Below are 16,652 nucleotides of genomic sequence, written 5' to 3' on the forward strand. Positions count from 1 at the left end.
TGAATCGGGCTTTTACGGACAGTTATCTTCTATCTACCTTCTTAAGATTTCTCACCATCTTAAGATGAGGGCTTTATTGTCCGTTAATGCAGGAAAAAAATATGACTCATCCTTATAAGGAGTGAGTCATATTTTTTTGTTCTTGATTATAACGAAGAACATATTCGATTGCATTTTTAACAGAGGGAACAATATGTGATGCATGCTGCTTTACTTCATCGTCTGCACCCGCCATCGCAAAGCTATGAGGTGTTAAAGCAAACATCGGGATATCATTATAAGAATCACCGATACAAGCTATTTCATTAGGCCCAATATTAAATTCCTTTAATAAAACAGAAATAGCTGAACCTTTACTAATGTTAGGAGGCATAACATCTAAACATTGTTCGGCAGAAATAAAAGTACTTACCTTTCCTTTAAAATTTTCGTCAATTTGCTTTTGAAGAACAATTAACTCTTCTTTTGTACCACCAACTGAAATTTTATTTGGGAAAATTGTTGTATCAATTTTCTCGAGCAAGTTTGGTTCTTCAACGGAAGTCATTTTCACCTGCTTCTCGAGTTCATGAATAAATGGTGTTTTTTCCTCAATGTAATAATTATATTCATCACTTACATAACGAAAGAATGGTTCTTTATTTGTTATAGACAACAGCTCTGGTAAAATAGTAGAATCGAATGTTGCAGATAATAGTTGTTTATTTTCGTGTGTATATACAAATACACCGTTCACACTAATGCGATGAAATTTCATGTCAACTTTGTTCATTAAATCAGCAATTTCATTATCAAGCCTTCCAGATGCGAAACAAAGAATTATATTTTGATCAGCAAGGCTACACAGTGCATCTATATCTTGGTTAGCGATTACACCTCCGTGTTGCATCATTGTGCCATCGATATCGCTTATAAACATTTTAATCATGATATGGCTCCTTTCTACTAGATGTATGCCTTTACATTATACGCATCTCGTACATTCATGTCTAAAAAACGACATTTCTAAAATGGCAGATGTTTGACATTGACGAAAAATAAGATTGTTCTGTAACATGAAAGTAGACGTTTTATGCGCAAGGATGGTGTTGTATGGATAATTGTCTCGAAATTAAAAAAGTTTTAAATAATAATGTCATTATTGCTGCCCATCCAGAACACGAAGAAGTGGTCGTCATAGGAAAAGGGATTGGGTTTGGGAAAAAAACAAGAGAAATGTTACAAGTAGAACAGATTGAAAAAATGTTTGTATTAACAAATGAACGCGAGCGTGAACAATACAAACTTCTTGTTCCGCATGTGAGCGAGAAATTGATTGAATTAATGAACGATCTCATGTTTTATATTCAAGATCGAGTAGAAACACCGTTAAATGAGCATATTCATATTGCTTTAACCGATCATATTGCTTTTGCTATAAAGAGATTAAAGCAAGGGTTTACAGTGGATAATCCATTTTTAGTGGAAACAAAAGTGTTGTATCCAAATGAATATAAAATTGCAGAAGAAGTTGTAGAATTAATCAATTCCCGCTTAAATATTCATCTTCCAGAAGGAGAGATCGGGTTTATTGCACTGCATATTTATAGCTCTGTTACAAACTCTGAATTATCTTCTGTTAATCAAAATTCTAAATTAATTGCTCACCTTGTTTCTTTAATTGAAACAAATTTACAACTCGTGTTAGACAAAGAGAGCATTCATTATTTACGTCTCGTTCGTCACCTGCAATATGCAATTGAGCGGGTAAAAAATGGTGAGAAAGTGGAAGAATCACAAAACTTTGCGGATCTTTTAAAAGCTGAATTTCCAGAGTGCTATAATTTAGCATGGAAACTTGTAAAAGTTATGCAAAAACAATTACAACTGCCTGTGTATGAAGCAGAAACGATTTATTTAACGATGCACTTACAGCGTTTAATGAAGGTTGAACAAGTTTAAATTTTGTCGAAAATGTAAACGTTAAAAAAAGTTATTGAATCGCTTACAATTGTTATGTATAATCAATTGTACAAAGTTCTACTAAATTCGACAAATGAATAACAGTACACAAAGAAAACGTTTGCTTAAATTTGTGAACTTATTATGTATACCTATTTTTGACACGTGTTACTGATTCGATCAGGCATGAGTGGAGAAAAGTTAGGAATGTAAGCTAAAGAAAGGGACATACTACCCCTTGTATAGCTATCGTTCTATCTTTTTTTCCTCATGCCTTTTGGCGTTTGTCGAAAGTATCAATTATATAAGAGAGGAAGGATATTTATGTTTAAGAAGATCTTTGGTGTTCTTCAAAAAGTCGGTAAAGCGCTTATGTTACCAGTTGCAATCTTACCGGCTGCAGGGATTTTACTTGGATTTGGTAATGCATTCCAAAATCCGCAATTAACAAATCATATCCCTGCGTTAAAAGCAGATTGGTTTGTTCTAGTTGCAAAAATTATGGAACAATCTGGTGACATTATTTTCGGAAACCTTGCACTATTATTCGCAGTAGGGGTTGCCATTGGGTTAGCAAATGGAGACGGAGTAGCTGGGTTAGCGGCATTCGTTGGATATTTGATTATGAACAAAACGATGAGTGTGTTCTTAGGAGTAGACAAGTTAGTTCAAGTAACAAGCAAAGCTGGAGATCCAATTAAAACTGGTTTTGCAGATCCATCTTATGCAAATGTATTAGGCATTCCAACACTGCAAACAGGAGTGTTTGGTGGTATTCTGGTAGGGATATTAGCAGCATATTGTTATAATAAGTACTTTAATATTGAATTACCATCATACTTAGGATTCTTTGCTGGTAAACGTTTCGTGCCAATTGCAACAGCAACATTCTCTTTAATTTTAGGGATTGTAATGTGCTTTATTTGGCCGACAATTCAAGGCGGTTTGAATTCATTCTCGCATCACATGATTGATACAAATAAAACATTAGCAGCATTTATATTCGGTTTAATTGAGCGTTCTTTAATTCCATTTGGGTTACATCACATTTTCTATGCACCATTCTGGTTTGAGTTTGGTCAGTATACAAATGCTGCAGGTGAAATCATTCACGGTGACCAAAAGATTTTCATGGCACAATTAAAAGATGGTGTGGAGTTAACAGCTGGTACATTTACAACTGGTAAATTCCCGTTCATGATGTTCGGTCTTCCGGCAGCAGCGTTAGCGATGTACCATGAAGCACGTCCAGAAAATAAAAAAATAGCAGCTGGTATTTTAGCTTCTGCTGCGTTAACATCTTTCTTAACTGGTATTACAGAACCGATTGAGTTCTCATTCTTATTCGTAGCACCTGTACTATTTGGAATCCATGCAGTATTTGCTGGTTTATCATTTATGACTATGCAAATTTTAAACGTTAAAATCGGGATGACATTCTCTGGTGGTTTAATTGACTTTATTTTATTCGGTGTATTACCAAACCGTACAGCATGGTGGTGGGTAATTATTGTTGGTCTTGTACTAGCAGTGATTTACTACTTCGGATTCCGCTTTGCAATTCGCAAATGGGATTTAAAAACACCAGGTCGTGATGTAGTAGCTGATACTGATGGAGCAGGAGCAGTAGAAGCAGGCGAGCTTCCAGGTGAGATTTTAGTAGCACTTGGTGGAAAAGAAAACATCGCTTCTTTAGATGCTTGTATTACACGTTTACGTGTTCAAGTAAAAGAACAAAAGGATGTAAACAAAGATCGTTTAAAAGAGCTTGGAGCAGCAGGTGTTCTTGAAGTTGGTAACAATATTCAAGCTATCTTCGGTCCAAAATCTGATACATTAAAATCACAAATTCAAGATATTATGGCAGGCCGTGCAGTGCATATTGAAAAAGAAGCACCTGCAAAAGTAGAAGCACCTGTTCAAAAAGATACAAATGAAGTAATTGCGATTCCAATTGAAGGTAAAATTTTACCAATCACTGAAGTTCCAGATCAAGTATTTTCTGGAAAAATGATGGGTGATGGTTTTGCAATCGAACCGACAGAAGGAACAGTCGTATCTCCTGTAAATGGTGAAATTGTGAACGTATTCCCAACAAAACATGCAATCGGTATTCAATCAGAAGGCGGAAAAGAAATTTTAATTCACTTCGGTATTGATACAGTAAAATTAAATGGTGAAGGTTTTGAAGCACTAGTTTCTCAAGGAGATAAAGTAACACAAGGCCAACAGTTATTAAAAGTAGATATAGCGTTTGTAAAAGAAAATGCACCTTCTATTATTACGCCAATTGTTTTCACAAACTTACAAGAAGGACAACAAGTTGAAATCAAAAAGCAAGATAATGTTAAAAAAGGTGAAACAAACGTTATTAACATTCACTAATATTTAGACACAAAATTTTGATAATATAAAAGGCGATGTAGTTGACCGCTCATCGCCTATTATATACAATATAGATGGTGTGATACTCACATCTATACAACTTAAAATATATTGTAGTTTAAAGGAGATAGATTATTATGGAAAAAATCTTTAAAGTAACTAGTGACTCAGGAATTCATGCTCGTCCAGCAACTTTACTTGTAAACACTGCAAGCAAATTTGGTGCGGATATTAACTTAGAGTATAATGGCAAAACTGTAAACTTAAAATCAATCATGGGTGTTATGTCTTTAGGTATTCAACAAGGCGCAGAAATCAAAATTACTGCAAACGGTGATGATGCAGCTCAAGCAGTAGCAGCTATTGAAGAAACTATGAAAAATGAAGGATTAGGAGAATAATGACTCTTAACATTAAAGGGATTGCCGCATCAAGCGGTATTGCCATTGCAAAGGCATTCCGTCTCGAAAATCCTGAATTTAACATTGAAAAGAAAACGATTTCGGATGAAGCTGTAGAAATCGCACGCTTAGAAGCTGCGCTTGAGAAATCAAAATCTGAATTAGAAGCAATTAAAAATCATGCTTTTGCTGAGCTTGGTGCTGATAAAGCTGCTATTTTTGAAGCTCATTTATTAGTATTAAATGATCCAGAACTAGTAAACCCAGTGAAAGATAAAGTAAAAAACGAAAAAGTAAATGCTGAATTCGCGATGGATGAAGTTGCATCAATGTTCATTACTATGTTTGAGAGCATGGACAATGAATATATGAAAGAACGTGCAGCAGATATTCGCGATGTGACAAAACGTGTTATTGCACATCTACTTGGCATTAACTTCTCAAACCCTAGTACAATTTCTGAAGAAGTGATCATCATTGCAGAAGATTTAACACCATCTGATACAGCTCAGTTAAACCGTGAATATGCAAAAGGTTTTACAACTGATATTGGTGGACGTACATCTCACTCTGCAATTATGGCTCGCTCTATGGAAATACCGGCTGTTGTTGGTACAAAGGTTGTTATGGAGAAAATCCAAAACGGCGATATCGTAATTATCGACGGTTTAGACGGAGAAGTAATTGTAAACCCATCTGAAGAAACTCTTCGTGCTTATGAAGAAAAGAAAGCGCAATTTGAAGAGCAAAAAACAGAATGGGCAAAATTAAAGAATGAAGCGACAGTTACAGCAGATGATCATCACGTTGAGCTTGTAGCAAACATCGGTACACCGAAAGATGTAAAAGGTGTGATCGACAACGGTGGTGAAGGTGTTGGTTTATATCGTACAGAATTCTTGTACATGGGCCGTGATAACCTTCCAACAGAAGAAGAACAATTTGAAGCATACAAAGCTGTTCTTGAAGGTGTAGGAGAAGGTCAGCCAGTTGTTGTTCGTACACTTGACATTGGTGGCGATAAAGAGCTTCCATACTTACATTTACCAAAAGAAATGAACCCGTTCTTAGGCTACCGCGCAATTCGCTTATGCTTAGAAGAACAGGATATTTTCCGTACACAACTTCGTGCTTTACTTCGCGCAAGTGTATACGGTAATTTAAAAATTATGTTCCCGATGATTGCAACTCTTGATGAATTCCGTCAAGCAAAAGTAATTTTATTAGAGGAGAAAGAGAAACTTGTTCAAGCTGGTATAGCTGTTTCAGACGCTATTGAAGTAGGTATGATGGTTGAAATTCCTGCTTCTGCGGTATTAGCTGATCAATTTGCAAAAGAAGTAGATTTCTTCTCTATCGGAACGAACGACTTAATTCAATACACAATGGCAGCGGATCGCATGAATGAACGCGTATCTTACCTATATCAACCATATAATCCAGCGATTTTACGTCTTGTAAAAATGGTTATTGATGCAGCTCATAAAGAAGGAAAATGGGCTGGTATGTGCGGCGAGATGGCAGGAGATGCCCTAGCAATTCCGTTGTTAGTTGGATTAGGCTTAGATGAATTTAGTATGAGTGCAACATCTATTCTTCCAGCGAGAACACAAATTCGCAAGCTTTCAAAAGTACAAATGGAAGAATTAGCACAAAAAGCTTTAAACATGTCAACTGCTGAAGAAGTAGTAGAACTTGTAAAAAGTATTTAATGAAAAAACCTGGGACTGATTTGAAATCGGTCCCAGGTTTTTTCATACAATTCATTTTTTATCCCGCTACTTTAGGGCAGTAAGACCCCGATTGGTTCAACTAACCATCAGTGGGAGATGATGAAGAAAACCTCCACTGATGGAAGTTTCACTTTATTTTTTCGATATCTTTGTATAGCTCTGCTTCCTCTTGTTCTGAGCGAGCCGCTTTCACTTTTCTTTATAATCCAGCTCCAGCGGCTAGAACAGTCGGTGGCTTCGCATCTTCCGCCGAGGCAAAAAGCGCCTCTATGTCAGAAGCTCCATCCCCCTCTTGTTCTGAGCGAGCCGCTTCCGCTTTTCTTTATGATCCAGCTCCAGCGGCTAGAACAGTCGGTGGCTTCGCATCTTCCGCTTTTCTTTATAAGTCACTGCTCTGCAGAATACAACATGACCGCTACTCGCTTTCTCCTTTTGTTTTAAACCCTGCATGTGGCAAAAAAAGGCCCTGACCGCTTCTATGCATGGCCAGATGCTCTCGTCCGTCTAAAAAGAAAGAGGATTTTTATGTCGATTTTTTACTTGTATATATCTAATTGTTTTCGAGTTAATTAACTTTTCATATTTGTGAGTAGTACATAAATAAAACCAGGAAAGCTATTGCTTTCCTGGGAAGTACTGATTCTTATTAGAAAACGATAGCTACAACGTCATTTGGGCAAACACGTAATAAACCAGATCCTGGTATATTGCCACCTGAGAAAAGTGCTACGCCATTTGAGAAGCCCTCAAATACAACGTTATTAAAAGTACCGTTATCTCTAATTGTTAATAGAGCGATTTGAGTACCGATTGAAAGATTTCTAAGAACATTACATAAACGATTTCTATGATCATCATCGTGTTTCATGTGGTGATCGTGTTTTATGTTGTGATCGCGCTTTATATGGTGATCACGTCTATCGCAGTTACAGCCATCAAATCCAAAACATCCGAACATAATTCTCACCCCCTTCACATTAATAAGATATGCTCTAGGTACATGCTTTGCTTGGACGTAGTGAAGAATTTTTTTAGATTTTTTCCTAATTTTTAGGAAAGGAATAAATGTTTTAGGTAGAATGTTGTTATTCTTCTTATAACATATGAGAAGAGAGAAATGAGAGTTTGGACAAAAGCTGATATGGAAATAAAAAAGACTGCCCCTTTTTTAAAGGCAATCTTTATATTTTTTTGCTTTTATATAAAACAATGATATATACAGGAAGTGCTAACAGTAATGGTGCAAAGGAGCGAGGGGTATACTGACTAATTTCTGATTGAAGCGTTGTTTCTTTTGAAAACTGTAGCATCGCAATATTTGTCATATCCCCAACGAAGTACAGAAGCAGTACTGTGACTATGTAGCACAATATAGCGATAAAGCTTCCATATAAATTCAACGAAAATCCCTCACTTGTTATCAATTTGTTACTATTGTATCATAATTGTAACAAAAAAGCATCTTTAGATCCCAACCTGTCATTTTTGGGTAGTAATTCTCACTTAAAATTCAGAGAGAAGTGAAGAAGATAGATAGAGGATAATGTGCCCGATTGGTGAGAGCTTTCCATTAGTGGGGCATGAAAAAACCCTCCATTGATGGAGGGTTCACTTTATCCCGCTATTCGTGGGCAGTAAGACTCCCACCTCAAAATTCAGCGGAAGCATCGTCCAGCTCCAGTGGCTAGAATGTTCGGTGGGAGATAAACTGCCCGTAAAATCCCGATTGGTGAGGGCTAATAATCAGTGGGGGATGAAGAAAACCTCCACTGATTAAAGTTTCACTTTATTTTGCCCATTCTGTTACTTGTTCTACGCTCATGCGTGGTGCTGGGTGCCCTTCTAATGTAGATTCACCAATTGTAATTAACATGATTGGGATGTAACGAGAAGAAATGTTAAACTCTTCCATTAACGCCTGTGGGTTAAATCCTCCGATTGCACATGTATCCCAACCAGTTGCTTTTGCTGCAAGCATAAGTTGCATTGCTGCTAAAGATGCATTTGAGAACGCTGCATCACGCGGATATTGTTCACGTTGATATGCACTTTCAATATTTTGGGCTAAACGATTTTTTGCTTCTTCTTGCATAAGTCCTTGTTCTACAAGTGGGTTGTATACAGAATCAACATTTTTATATGCTTCTAGGTCGCCTAATATAGCAACAACTGCAGAGGCATCCAGAATTTGTTGTTGATTATATGCGATTGGATGTAAACGACGCTGCGCAGCTTCTCCTTGGAATACAAGGAATTTCCAATGTTGTAGATTCCATGCTGATGGTGCTTGGCCAGCAGCTTTTAAAATATCATATAGTTCCTCTTGTGAAATTTCTTTTTCAGAGTTGAAAGCACGATTAGATGTACGTTCGTATAAAACAGTAAAGAAATCTTGCTTTGTCATTATAGTTCCTCCAAGCTTTGTTTCTATTTGTAAATGATTTTAAATGTAATAACGTTCTTTACTTACATTTTGTAAGTTAGTACTGTAAAAGAATATAATATATACATTTCTATTGTCAAGTCTTTTGAAAAAGATATAGAAAAAAGAAGATATTCGCACAGACGTCTTATTTATTGTTGACATACAATAAAAGATGATACGGAGCTTCAATTGAAGCTACCATGTGATAGTTTGTTGAACAAATCAAGTTCTTTTAAGTTTGTAAGAATGGGATAAATGAAGTGAGTGAAAGCCTAATGGTGAACATTCTACATTTTTTATTGGAACATACAGTTTTTCAAAATGTATTACAGGATCTCGATATGAATGTTTTGTATATTGAAGATGGTCATAACGAGAGGCATACAGTTGCAATGGTAAAGCCAAAGTGCTTGTTTTTGGCACATAGTTTTGAAGAAGGGAAAATATTGTTTGAAAAAGTTCAGCCACAAATCGTGATTATATACATTTCTAAAGCTTCTCAGGTTGATTTTGTGAAAGAACTATTCACTTCAGGTATTTCGTTTATCATTGTATGGAGTGAAGAAGTGACATATCAATTTGTTGACTTAATTAAGCTTGGTGTACGAAACATCGTCTTACCACCAATTACACCGCAATCTGTACTTGCTGAAGTGCAAAAGAGTGTATATGAGTTGTCATTAGTAAAACAAGTCATATTACAGCAAGAATTACTTCAAATGATATTTGATTTTCAGAATGATTTATTGTTTATTGTAGAAGATGATGAAATTATAGATTGCAATACGAATTTTTTACGTTTTTTCGGATACGAAGATCTTATGTCATATCATGAGAACCATATGACATTTGCAGAACATTTTGCGCAGGAGAGTGGGTATTATATCGCGGAAAATAATACAATGTGGATTGATGATTGCTTAACACAATCGAGAAAAATTAAAATGTATAATGAGATTGGAGAAGCGAGTGTATTCTTGTTACGCATTGCTCCAATGCCTAATGATATATCGAGATTGATCGCTACATGTACAGAGATTACAGAACTAGAAGAAGAATATAAAGAGCAGGAGCGTTTAGCAACAATTGATTCCCTGACAAATGTTTATAATAGGATGAAGTTTCAAAGACTATTTTCAGAAGGTTGGGAAACTGCTATACGAATGAATCAATCGTTTGCTCTTGTTTTATTTGATTTAGATGATTTCAAAAAAGTAAATGACACATATGGTCATGATTTTGGAGATTTAGCATTGGTACAATTGGCGGAACTTGTAACAGCAAAATTACAGACGCATCATGTTTTTGCACGGTGGGGTGGAGAGGAATTTATTATTTTTTTATCTCAAACAACAGAAAAAGAAGCATTTCAAATTGCAGAAGCACTCCGATTTTTTATTGAAACGAAAAAATTTTCTGGAATTTCAAAGATCACGGCAAGCTTCGGTGTTGCTGCATTTGAAAATGGAATTACAAAAGAAATGTTAATGCATCGAGCAGATGTTGCACTATATGAAGCGAAGAAGAAGGGGAAAAATCAAGTGTGTTTATATCGAAAAGAAAAAATGTAATATTTTTCGCAACAAATTGTTGCGATTTTTTTTTATTGACGGATAATGGAAAAGGGGGGGAGAGTTAATATTTAAGATGCGATGGAGGATTTTTAGAAATGAAGACGTTATGGAGTATAATTATTTTTTTACTTTCTATTTTATTAGTGGGGAGCTATTTCTTTTTTAAAGTACCTGCTAAAAAAGAAGCTCAATCAATAAAAACAACTGCCCCTGCTAATACAACGAAAGAAAAAGAAAAAGAAGAAGAAAAAGAAATTGATTATACTGCTGTTACCCAAAAATTAGATCAGTATCTAAAAGATAAACAATTTAATGGATCAGTCCTTGTTTCAGATAAAGGTCGAACAATATTAGATAAAGGGTATGGCTATGCGGATGTACAAAAACAAATTGAAAATACATCGCAAACAAAATATCGGATTGGTTCTATTACAAAAACGACAATTGCTGTGTCGATTTTACAGTTGCAAGAACAAGGAAAGTTAAATATACAGGACAATGTGCATACGTATATTCCGTCTTTTCCTGCTAATAAAAATATTACATTATATCATTTATTAACGCATACATCAGGACTTCCTGAACACGGGAAAGGGAAAGTTAATGCGGCATCTCGACTTAATTTAGTAACGTGGCTTGGACAACAACCAACTACTTTTCAACCGGGACATGGCTGGTTATATACAGATTATAATTATATGTTGCTAGCTTATATTGTAGAAAAAAGCTCGGGACAATCTATAGCACAATACGTTAGAGAGCATATCTTTATTCCAGTAGGAATGACAGAGTCAGGTATGGGAGAGGCACCGGAAGGAGATACAAATTTTTCAAAAGGATATAAAAAGAAAGAGAATGAGCTTGTATTAGCCCCGAACTTAATCATGAATTGGTTATATGGATGCGGTGAGATGTATACAACAGTAAATGATATGAAAAAACTAGACGAAGCAATTATGGCAGGTAAACTTATTTCGCCTGAAAGTTTAAAATTAATGTTAACACCATCTCCAGAAAGAAAATACGCATTTAGCTTTTATATATATCCAGATTATTATCACAATCATGGCGTACTTTCGGGATGGAATACATTTAATAACTTTAATTGGGATAAACAATTATTTGTCATTGTATTTTCAAATGTGCAAAATGGAATTAATGATGAGTTTAATACTGAATTTCGCAAACTTGTAAGTGATTTATTAGAAAAAGAGGAGATGAGAAGATGAAGCAGTTATTACCACCAACTTCCATTGGTTTTGTTGGTACTGGTGTTATGGGAAAGAGTATGGTGCGTCATTTACTAAAGGCAGGTTATATGGTGTACGTATATAATCGTACAAAAGAAAAAACAGCAGATTTAATTGAAGAAGGTGCACATTGGTGTGATTCTCCAAAGGAAATTGCAAAAACAGTAGATGTCGTAATGACTATGGTTGGATATCCGCATGATGTAGAGGAAGTATACTTAGGTGCAAATGGAATTCTTACTCACGCAAAACAAGGAACGATTACGATCGACTTTACAACATCAACACCAACTTTGGCGAAACGTATTTACGAAGAAGGAAAGAATAAGGGGATTTATGTATTAGATGCCCCTGTATCGGGCGGAGATATTGGAGCAAAAGAAGGGCGTCTTGCAATCATGATTGGTGGAGACGAAGAAGTATATAAAGCATGTTTACCATTATTCGAACTGTTAGGTAAAAATATTATGTTGCAAGGAAAAGCAGGTAGCGGTCAGCATACAAAAATGTGCAATCAAATTGCTATTGCATCTAATATGCTTGGTGTATGTGAAGCACTTGCTTATGCAAAAAAGGCGGGATTAGATCCAGAAAAAGTGTTACAAAGTATTTCTACTGGTGCAGCAGGCAGCTGGTCATTAAGTAATTTAGCACCTCGTATGTTACAAGGTGATTTTGAACCAGGATTTTACGTGAAACACTTTATGAAAGATATGAACATTGCTTTAGAAGAAGCAGAAGAGCTTGGATTATCTGCACCTGGCCTAACTCTTGCAAGGGAATTATATGAGCAATTAATGCAAGATGGTGAAGAAAATAGCGGAACACAAGCATTGTATAAACAGTACATAAAGGAGTGATTGTATGAGTTTAGAAAAATTCGATAATATCATTCGCACAGTACAGTGTACAGAAACGATTGTCATTAATGATAAGCAAATGGCTGCGTTTAAAAAGAAGTATAACTTTGAACCGGTATTTGAATATGGCAGAGATGCAACAGGTCGTTATGTTATTCGAACAACGAAAGAAATGCTAGAAGAAATGGAATTCTATTTAGCGCTAAAGTATGAGCGTAATCTCATTGATTTATATATGAATGCAGAAGTAGACGGAAAATTTTATGTTTCGGTTAGCTACGGAGACGATGCACTTCATTTACAGGAGTTGTTTCAATTTTTAAAAGAGAATAAATAAAAAAGTCCTCATATGAGGACTTTTTTATTTAGGAAAGGCTTGTTGCTCGGCGTGCTTTTTCAATTGGAAAGGGAATTACTTCAGCCATTCTGTTTCGAGTAAATCGTTTTGTGCGAGCGTGACGTAATATATATAATGCAAACAGTATACCAACAGGAATTGCACCATATAAACTGAAAAATAAAGCGCTTACAGTAGATGCGACGAAGCCAATCATACCAATTTCTAACTCATCCATAATAGCACCCACAACAGCAGGTATAGACCCGCAAACGACACCAAAAAGAATTGCTAAAATTAACTCCATGTATTCCCTTCCTCCTTTTTACAATTTCGTTCTGTTTTTCTATTATTTGTATTATAACATAGTTTAAACAGAATTTTCAGAAAAAATTCATAAAATGTTCATAAAATTGTAAAAAAATATTCAACAAAAAGAAGGTTTATCTCATAAAAGGAGATAAACCTGCCCATAGGAGGATGTATATATGTAGAGTGAATAAAGGAAAGGAAAAGGGGAACCAATTCCCTTTATTCAACATGCTACCTTAATAAAGTGAAACTTCCATCAGTGGGGGTTTTTTTCATCCCCCACTGATGGTTAGTTGAACCAATCGGGCTTTTATGGGCAGTTATACCCCCACCTATCTTCTTTGCTTCTCTCCCAATCTAGAGGTGGGGGTCTTACTGCCCGTTAATGCGGGATAAATAGGAACCCAACCTTCAGTTGTTACAAAAATACGTATTGCCACAACTTGACGGTCGTTTTGAAGGGAAAAATAATGTCTCGTATTTTTAGGTACCGAAATTAAATCTCCTGGTTTAAGTTCAACATCAAAGAACCGGCCATTTTTTCCTTGGATGGTAAAAATGCCATGTCCGCTAACGATAAAGCGAACTTCATCATCAGTATGATGGTGTTCTTGTTTAAAGTTTACTAACAATTCATCTAGATTAGGTGTTGCACTAGAAAGTGAAATAACATCGTTTGCTTGATATCCACGGCGCTTAGAAATATCAGTAATTTCTAGAGCAAACACTTCTAAAATTTCGTTCTTATTTTCATCAGTTAATACATAGTTTTCTTGTAAATAAACAGGAAGTTTTGTAATATTCCATTTTTCATACAAAACATCTTCATTTTGTAAAAACTGTTGTACGTCTATTTCTTTTTCAATACGTGTGTTAATTTCATGAATACGAATTTGCGCCATGTTGAACGCCTCCTTTAATTGATAAAAGTTTAATATGGAACTGGAAGAGAAACTCGTATGCTTCTAATCTTTTTTTTGCATCAAAGCGATCTTTTCCCCATACGGTAATACCGTGATTTCGAATTAAAACAGCTCCTTCATCTTTATGAATATGCTTACGGAATTCCTTACCTAAAGTGGGAATATGCGCATAATTTTCGATAATGGGAATTTGAATAGAAGCTCCTTCTTCCCAAATGTTAAGTGCTTTAATAATTTCTTGATTACAGAGTACAACCTTTTTATCATATATATTTGTAATGACATTATTATCGGTTGTATGAATGTGCAAGACACATGCAGCCTTTGTAAGGTTATAAATGTGAGTGTGCAGCAATGTTTCGGCTGAAGGGCGTAAATCAGTTTCTAAAACAGGATTGCCGTTTTGATCAACTAACAAAAAGTCGTCCGGCGTTGTTTTTGTTTTATCTCTTCCGCTTGCTGTAATGAGAAAGGTAAGAGGGTTATCACTCACTTTTATTGAAATATTACCGCTTGTTGCTGGAAACCAGTTTCGGTCGGTTAATTCTTTTTTCAGTTCACTCAGTTCCTGCCATTGATGAAAGAGTTGTTTCACTTCATCACCCCTAACAATTTCTCTATTTCGTTTTGTATATCATGAAATGTTTCAAATGGTATATAAGAAATGTTATGTTCTATACATTTTGTAATCAAAAAGTCACGAGCAAACACTTTGTCAGCAAGTTTTGCTGCCTGCAAATCTGTAATAGAATCACCGATTACAATTTTAAAATCGCTTTGTGAACTTAAATTACGAATAAGTGCCGATTTACAAAGACCACATTCATTTTCACAATGTTCATCGCACGAATGCGGCCAATTTACTCGAATTGTTTCATTGGAAAAATCAGTTGTATTACAGTAAATTTGTTCAAAATCAACAAGTCCTTCGAGAAGAGGGTAAACAAAAAAGTCCATTCCTCCAGAAATGATATAAAGTGAGATATTGTTTTCTCGCAAAAACTGTACAAATTCTGTAAAGCCGGTACGAATGTCTGCGGTTTCTTTTATAAAATCTGTAATTTTATCTTGTAAACTTGTGGGTAATAGAGAAAAAAGTTTTCCTACACCTTCTTGAATAGAAAGTTCTTGTGATAAAATTTGTTGTTTAATGGTTTCAGCTTCTGGTGGGGCAAACTTTTGCATAATGGCAACAATATTATCGTTATTTGTAATTGTGCCATCGAAGTCACAAAAAATTTGAATGCTCATGCTTTCACCTCTTTAGATGGATCGCCCCATAAACGTAAAGCGGCTTGTAAATAAGAATCATCAACCTCATGAAGCGGCGTGTTTGTTAGCGCTGCATTGATAGCTGAGCGAAATGCTTTTCCGCCTCCCAGTGCACCAGAGGGGTGTCCGTGAATACCGCCACCAGCATTAATAACACATTGCTGACCAAAGTCACGAATGAGGAGCGGAACAAGTCCCGGGTGAATGCCAGCAGATGGAACAGGAAAGCTTCGCTTAAATGGTTCGTTTTCATCTGTAAGTGTTTTTGCTAAATAAAGTGCATCTTCTTGCTTTAAAGCGACATTTCCATACGGTGATGGAAATAGTGAGAAATCTGCACCAGCATAGCGAAGAAGCTTGCCAAGTAATAGAGAAGAAGAAAATCCATATAATTTAGATGCTATGTAAGTTCCGCTTACTGCTGGATGTGCCATAATTGGGATAGAAATATCATCATCTTCCGCTAATGCTTGCAACACATCAAGTCCATATGCGAATACGTTGAAAAGTAATAAATCAGCTCCAGCAGAAGCGGCTTGTTTTGCCTTTTCCTTTAAATCATAAGTCCGTCCTGAGAGATTAACGGCATATAACGTTTTATGACCGTATGTTTCATAAACAGATTGCAAAACTTCTTTTCCAGCGTGAATGCGTTCTGATAGTGGTGTTAACGGATTATCAAATAAAATTTCATCATCTTTTACAATGTCAACACCGCCTCTTGCTTGATCGCGAAGTTGTGTTTTTAAATAACCGATATTCCGACCGATCATTCCTTTGAAAATACTCATGAGAAGAGGGCGATTGTGAACATTCAAATTGTTTCGTATTTCATCGATACCAAATTTTGGGCCAGAAAAGTTCTTTTTGATATCATCAGAAAATGTTAAATCAAGTAATTTAATTTCTCCGTCCAAAGATAATTTTCCAAAAACAGTTGTAAAAATTGCTGGTAAATCGGTGCTGAAGTTAGCGGACGGATAATGAATTTTAATAAATCCGCGTGTGACTTTTTTATCAAGATATATGTTTGTTTTTTCATCATCTTCTAATTTTTCTACGCTAACGACTGAACCTTTATGTCGTTTTAATTGTTTTTGTAATAAGTGGGGTAAGTGTGTCCACGAACCAACTGTTAAACCGAGAGCAATTTGCTCTGCTTTTTGACTTAAATTATGAGAATCATCATGAATGAAGTATGTTGCTGTTATTCCGCTCATTTTCATAACCTCCTAGTTG

The 16,652-nt window shown here is 35.7% G+C and carries 17 protein-coding genes; 8 read left to right on the forward strand and 9 right to left on the reverse strand.

Features of this window, described 5'->3' with window-relative positions:
* Positions 1 to 112: 112 nt before the first annotated feature.
* On the reverse strand, positions 113 to 928 hold the full coding sequence (locus ACIGHG_RS04065) for an HAD family hydrolase (RefSeq protein WP_090914139.1): 816 nt from the start codon (positions 926 to 928) through the stop codon (positions 113 to 115).
* 164 nt (positions 929 to 1,092) lie between these two features.
* Here ACIGHG_RS04065 and glcT point away from each other — a divergent pair, with 164 nt between their 5' ends.
* From glcT to ptsP, 4 genes are all read left to right on the forward strand, one after another.
* The gene (glcT, locus tag ACIGHG_RS04070; RefSeq protein WP_090914141.1) at positions 1,093 to 1,941 is read left to right on the forward strand and encodes a glucose PTS transporter transcription antiterminator GlcT; all 849 of its coding nucleotides are present in this window, start codon (positions 1,093 to 1,095) and stop codon (positions 1,939 to 1,941) included.
* 324 nt (positions 1,942 to 2,265) lie between these two features.
* Positions 2,266 to 4,326, forward strand: a complete 2,061-nt coding sequence (gene ptsG / locus ACIGHG_RS04075; RefSeq protein ID WP_396547305.1) for a glucose-specific PTS transporter subunit IIBC — start codon at positions 2,266 to 2,268, stop codon at positions 4,324 to 4,326.
* 137 nt (positions 4,327 to 4,463) lie between these two features.
* Positions 4,464 to 4,727, forward strand: coding sequence for a phosphocarrier protein HPr (gene ptsH, locus ACIGHG_RS04080; protein ID WP_020059386.1), 264 nt, complete (start codon positions 4,464 to 4,466; stop codon positions 4,725 to 4,727).
* Entirely contained in the window at positions 4,727 to 6,439 is a 1,713-nt protein-coding gene (gene ptsP, locus ACIGHG_RS04085; RefSeq protein WP_396547308.1) for a phosphoenolpyruvate--protein phosphotransferase, read from the forward strand. Before ptsH ends, ptsP begins: the two co-directional genes overlap by 1 nt.
* Before the next feature lie 667 nt (positions 6,440 to 7,106).
* Here the strand turns inward: ptsP and ACIGHG_RS04090 are convergent.
* From ACIGHG_RS04090 to ACIGHG_RS04100, 3 genes are all read right to left on the reverse strand, one after another.
* Positions 7,107 to 7,418, reverse strand: a complete 312-nt coding sequence (locus tag ACIGHG_RS04090) for a DUF3915 family protein (RefSeq protein ID WP_336473559.1) — start codon at positions 7,416 to 7,418, stop codon at positions 7,107 to 7,109.
* Between the two features lie 223 nt (positions 7,419 to 7,641).
* The gene (locus tag ACIGHG_RS04095; protein ID WP_090914149.1) at positions 7,642 to 7,860 is read right to left on the reverse strand and encodes a hypothetical protein; all 219 of its coding nucleotides are present in this window, start codon (positions 7,858 to 7,860) and stop codon (positions 7,642 to 7,644) included.
* Positions 7,861 to 8,246: 386 nt separating this feature from the next.
* Positions 8,247 to 8,864, reverse strand: coding sequence for a nitroreductase family protein (locus ACIGHG_RS04100; protein WP_336473558.1), 618 nt, complete (start codon positions 8,862 to 8,864; stop codon positions 8,247 to 8,249).
* Between the two features lie 299 nt (positions 8,865 to 9,163).
* On the opposite strand from ACIGHG_RS04100, the gene ACIGHG_RS04105 reads away from it, so the two are divergent.
* The 4 genes from ACIGHG_RS04105 to ACIGHG_RS04120 all read left to right on the forward strand — a co-directional run bounded on the left by ACIGHG_RS04105 (position 9,164) and on the right by ACIGHG_RS04120 (position 12,906).
* Positions 9,164 to 10,456 carry a GGDEF domain-containing protein gene (locus tag ACIGHG_RS04105; protein ID WP_336473562.1) on the forward strand — a complete coding sequence of 431 codons (1,293 nt, stop codon included), beginning with the start codon at positions 9,164 to 9,166 and terminating at the stop codon, positions 10,454 to 10,456.
* 98 nt (positions 10,457 to 10,554) lie between these two features.
* Positions 10,555 to 11,688 carry a serine hydrolase domain-containing protein gene (locus ACIGHG_RS04110; RefSeq protein WP_396547311.1) on the forward strand — a complete coding sequence of 378 codons (1,134 nt, stop codon included), beginning with the start codon at positions 10,555 to 10,557 and terminating at the stop codon, positions 11,686 to 11,688.
* Complete coding sequence (locus tag ACIGHG_RS04115) at positions 11,685 to 12,569, forward strand: NAD(P)-dependent oxidoreductase (RefSeq protein ID WP_396547313.1); 885 nt, start codon at positions 11,685 to 11,687, stop codon at positions 12,567 to 12,569. The genes ACIGHG_RS04110 and ACIGHG_RS04115 overlap by 4 nt, the downstream gene beginning before the upstream one ends.
* A 4-nt stretch (positions 12,570 to 12,573) precedes the next feature.
* On the forward strand, positions 12,574 to 12,906 hold the full coding sequence (locus ACIGHG_RS04120; RefSeq protein ID WP_336473555.1) for a DUF3909 family protein: 333 nt from the start codon (positions 12,574 to 12,576) through the stop codon (positions 12,904 to 12,906).
* Positions 12,907 to 12,934: 28 nt separating this feature from the next.
* Here the strand turns inward: ACIGHG_RS04120 and ACIGHG_RS04125 are convergent, their stop codons facing one another.
* The 5 genes from ACIGHG_RS04125 to mtnW all read right to left on the reverse strand — a co-directional run bounded on the left by ACIGHG_RS04125 (position 12,935) and on the right by mtnW (position 16,633).
* On the reverse strand, positions 12,935 to 13,213 hold the full coding sequence (locus ACIGHG_RS04125; protein ID WP_090914161.1) for a hypothetical protein: 279 nt from the start codon (positions 13,211 to 13,213) through the stop codon (positions 12,935 to 12,937).
* A gap of 337 nt (positions 13,214 to 13,550) precedes the next feature.
* Entirely contained in the window at positions 13,551 to 14,120 is a 570-nt protein-coding gene (locus tag ACIGHG_RS04130) for a 1,2-dihydroxy-3-keto-5-methylthiopentene dioxygenase (RefSeq protein ID WP_336473554.1), read from the reverse strand.
* Positions 14,098 to 14,736, reverse strand: coding sequence for a methylthioribulose 1-phosphate dehydratase (locus tag ACIGHG_RS04135; RefSeq protein WP_336473553.1), 639 nt, complete (start codon positions 14,734 to 14,736; stop codon positions 14,098 to 14,100). The genes ACIGHG_RS04130 and ACIGHG_RS04135 overlap by 23 nt, the downstream gene beginning before the upstream one ends.
* Complete coding sequence (locus tag ACIGHG_RS04140; protein WP_090914167.1) at positions 14,733 to 15,392, reverse strand: 2-hydroxy-3-keto-5-methylthiopentenyl-1-phosphate phosphatase; 660 nt, start codon at positions 15,390 to 15,392, stop codon at positions 14,733 to 14,735. Before ACIGHG_RS04140 ends, ACIGHG_RS04135 begins: the two co-directional genes overlap by 4 nt.
* The gene (gene mtnW, locus ACIGHG_RS04145; protein ID WP_396547316.1) at positions 15,389 to 16,633 is read right to left on the reverse strand and encodes a 2,3-diketo-5-methylthiopentyl-1-phosphate enolase; all 1,245 of its coding nucleotides are present in this window, start codon (positions 16,631 to 16,633) and stop codon (positions 15,389 to 15,391) included. The genes ACIGHG_RS04140 and mtnW overlap by 4 nt, the downstream gene beginning before the upstream one ends.
* Positions 16,634 to 16,652: the final 19 nt, after the last annotated feature.

Source organism: Bacillus sp. NPDC077411 (assembly GCF_044543425.1).
Classification (GTDB): domain Bacteria; phylum Bacillota; class Bacilli; order Bacillales; family Bacillaceae_G; genus Bacillus_A; species Bacillus_A bruguierae.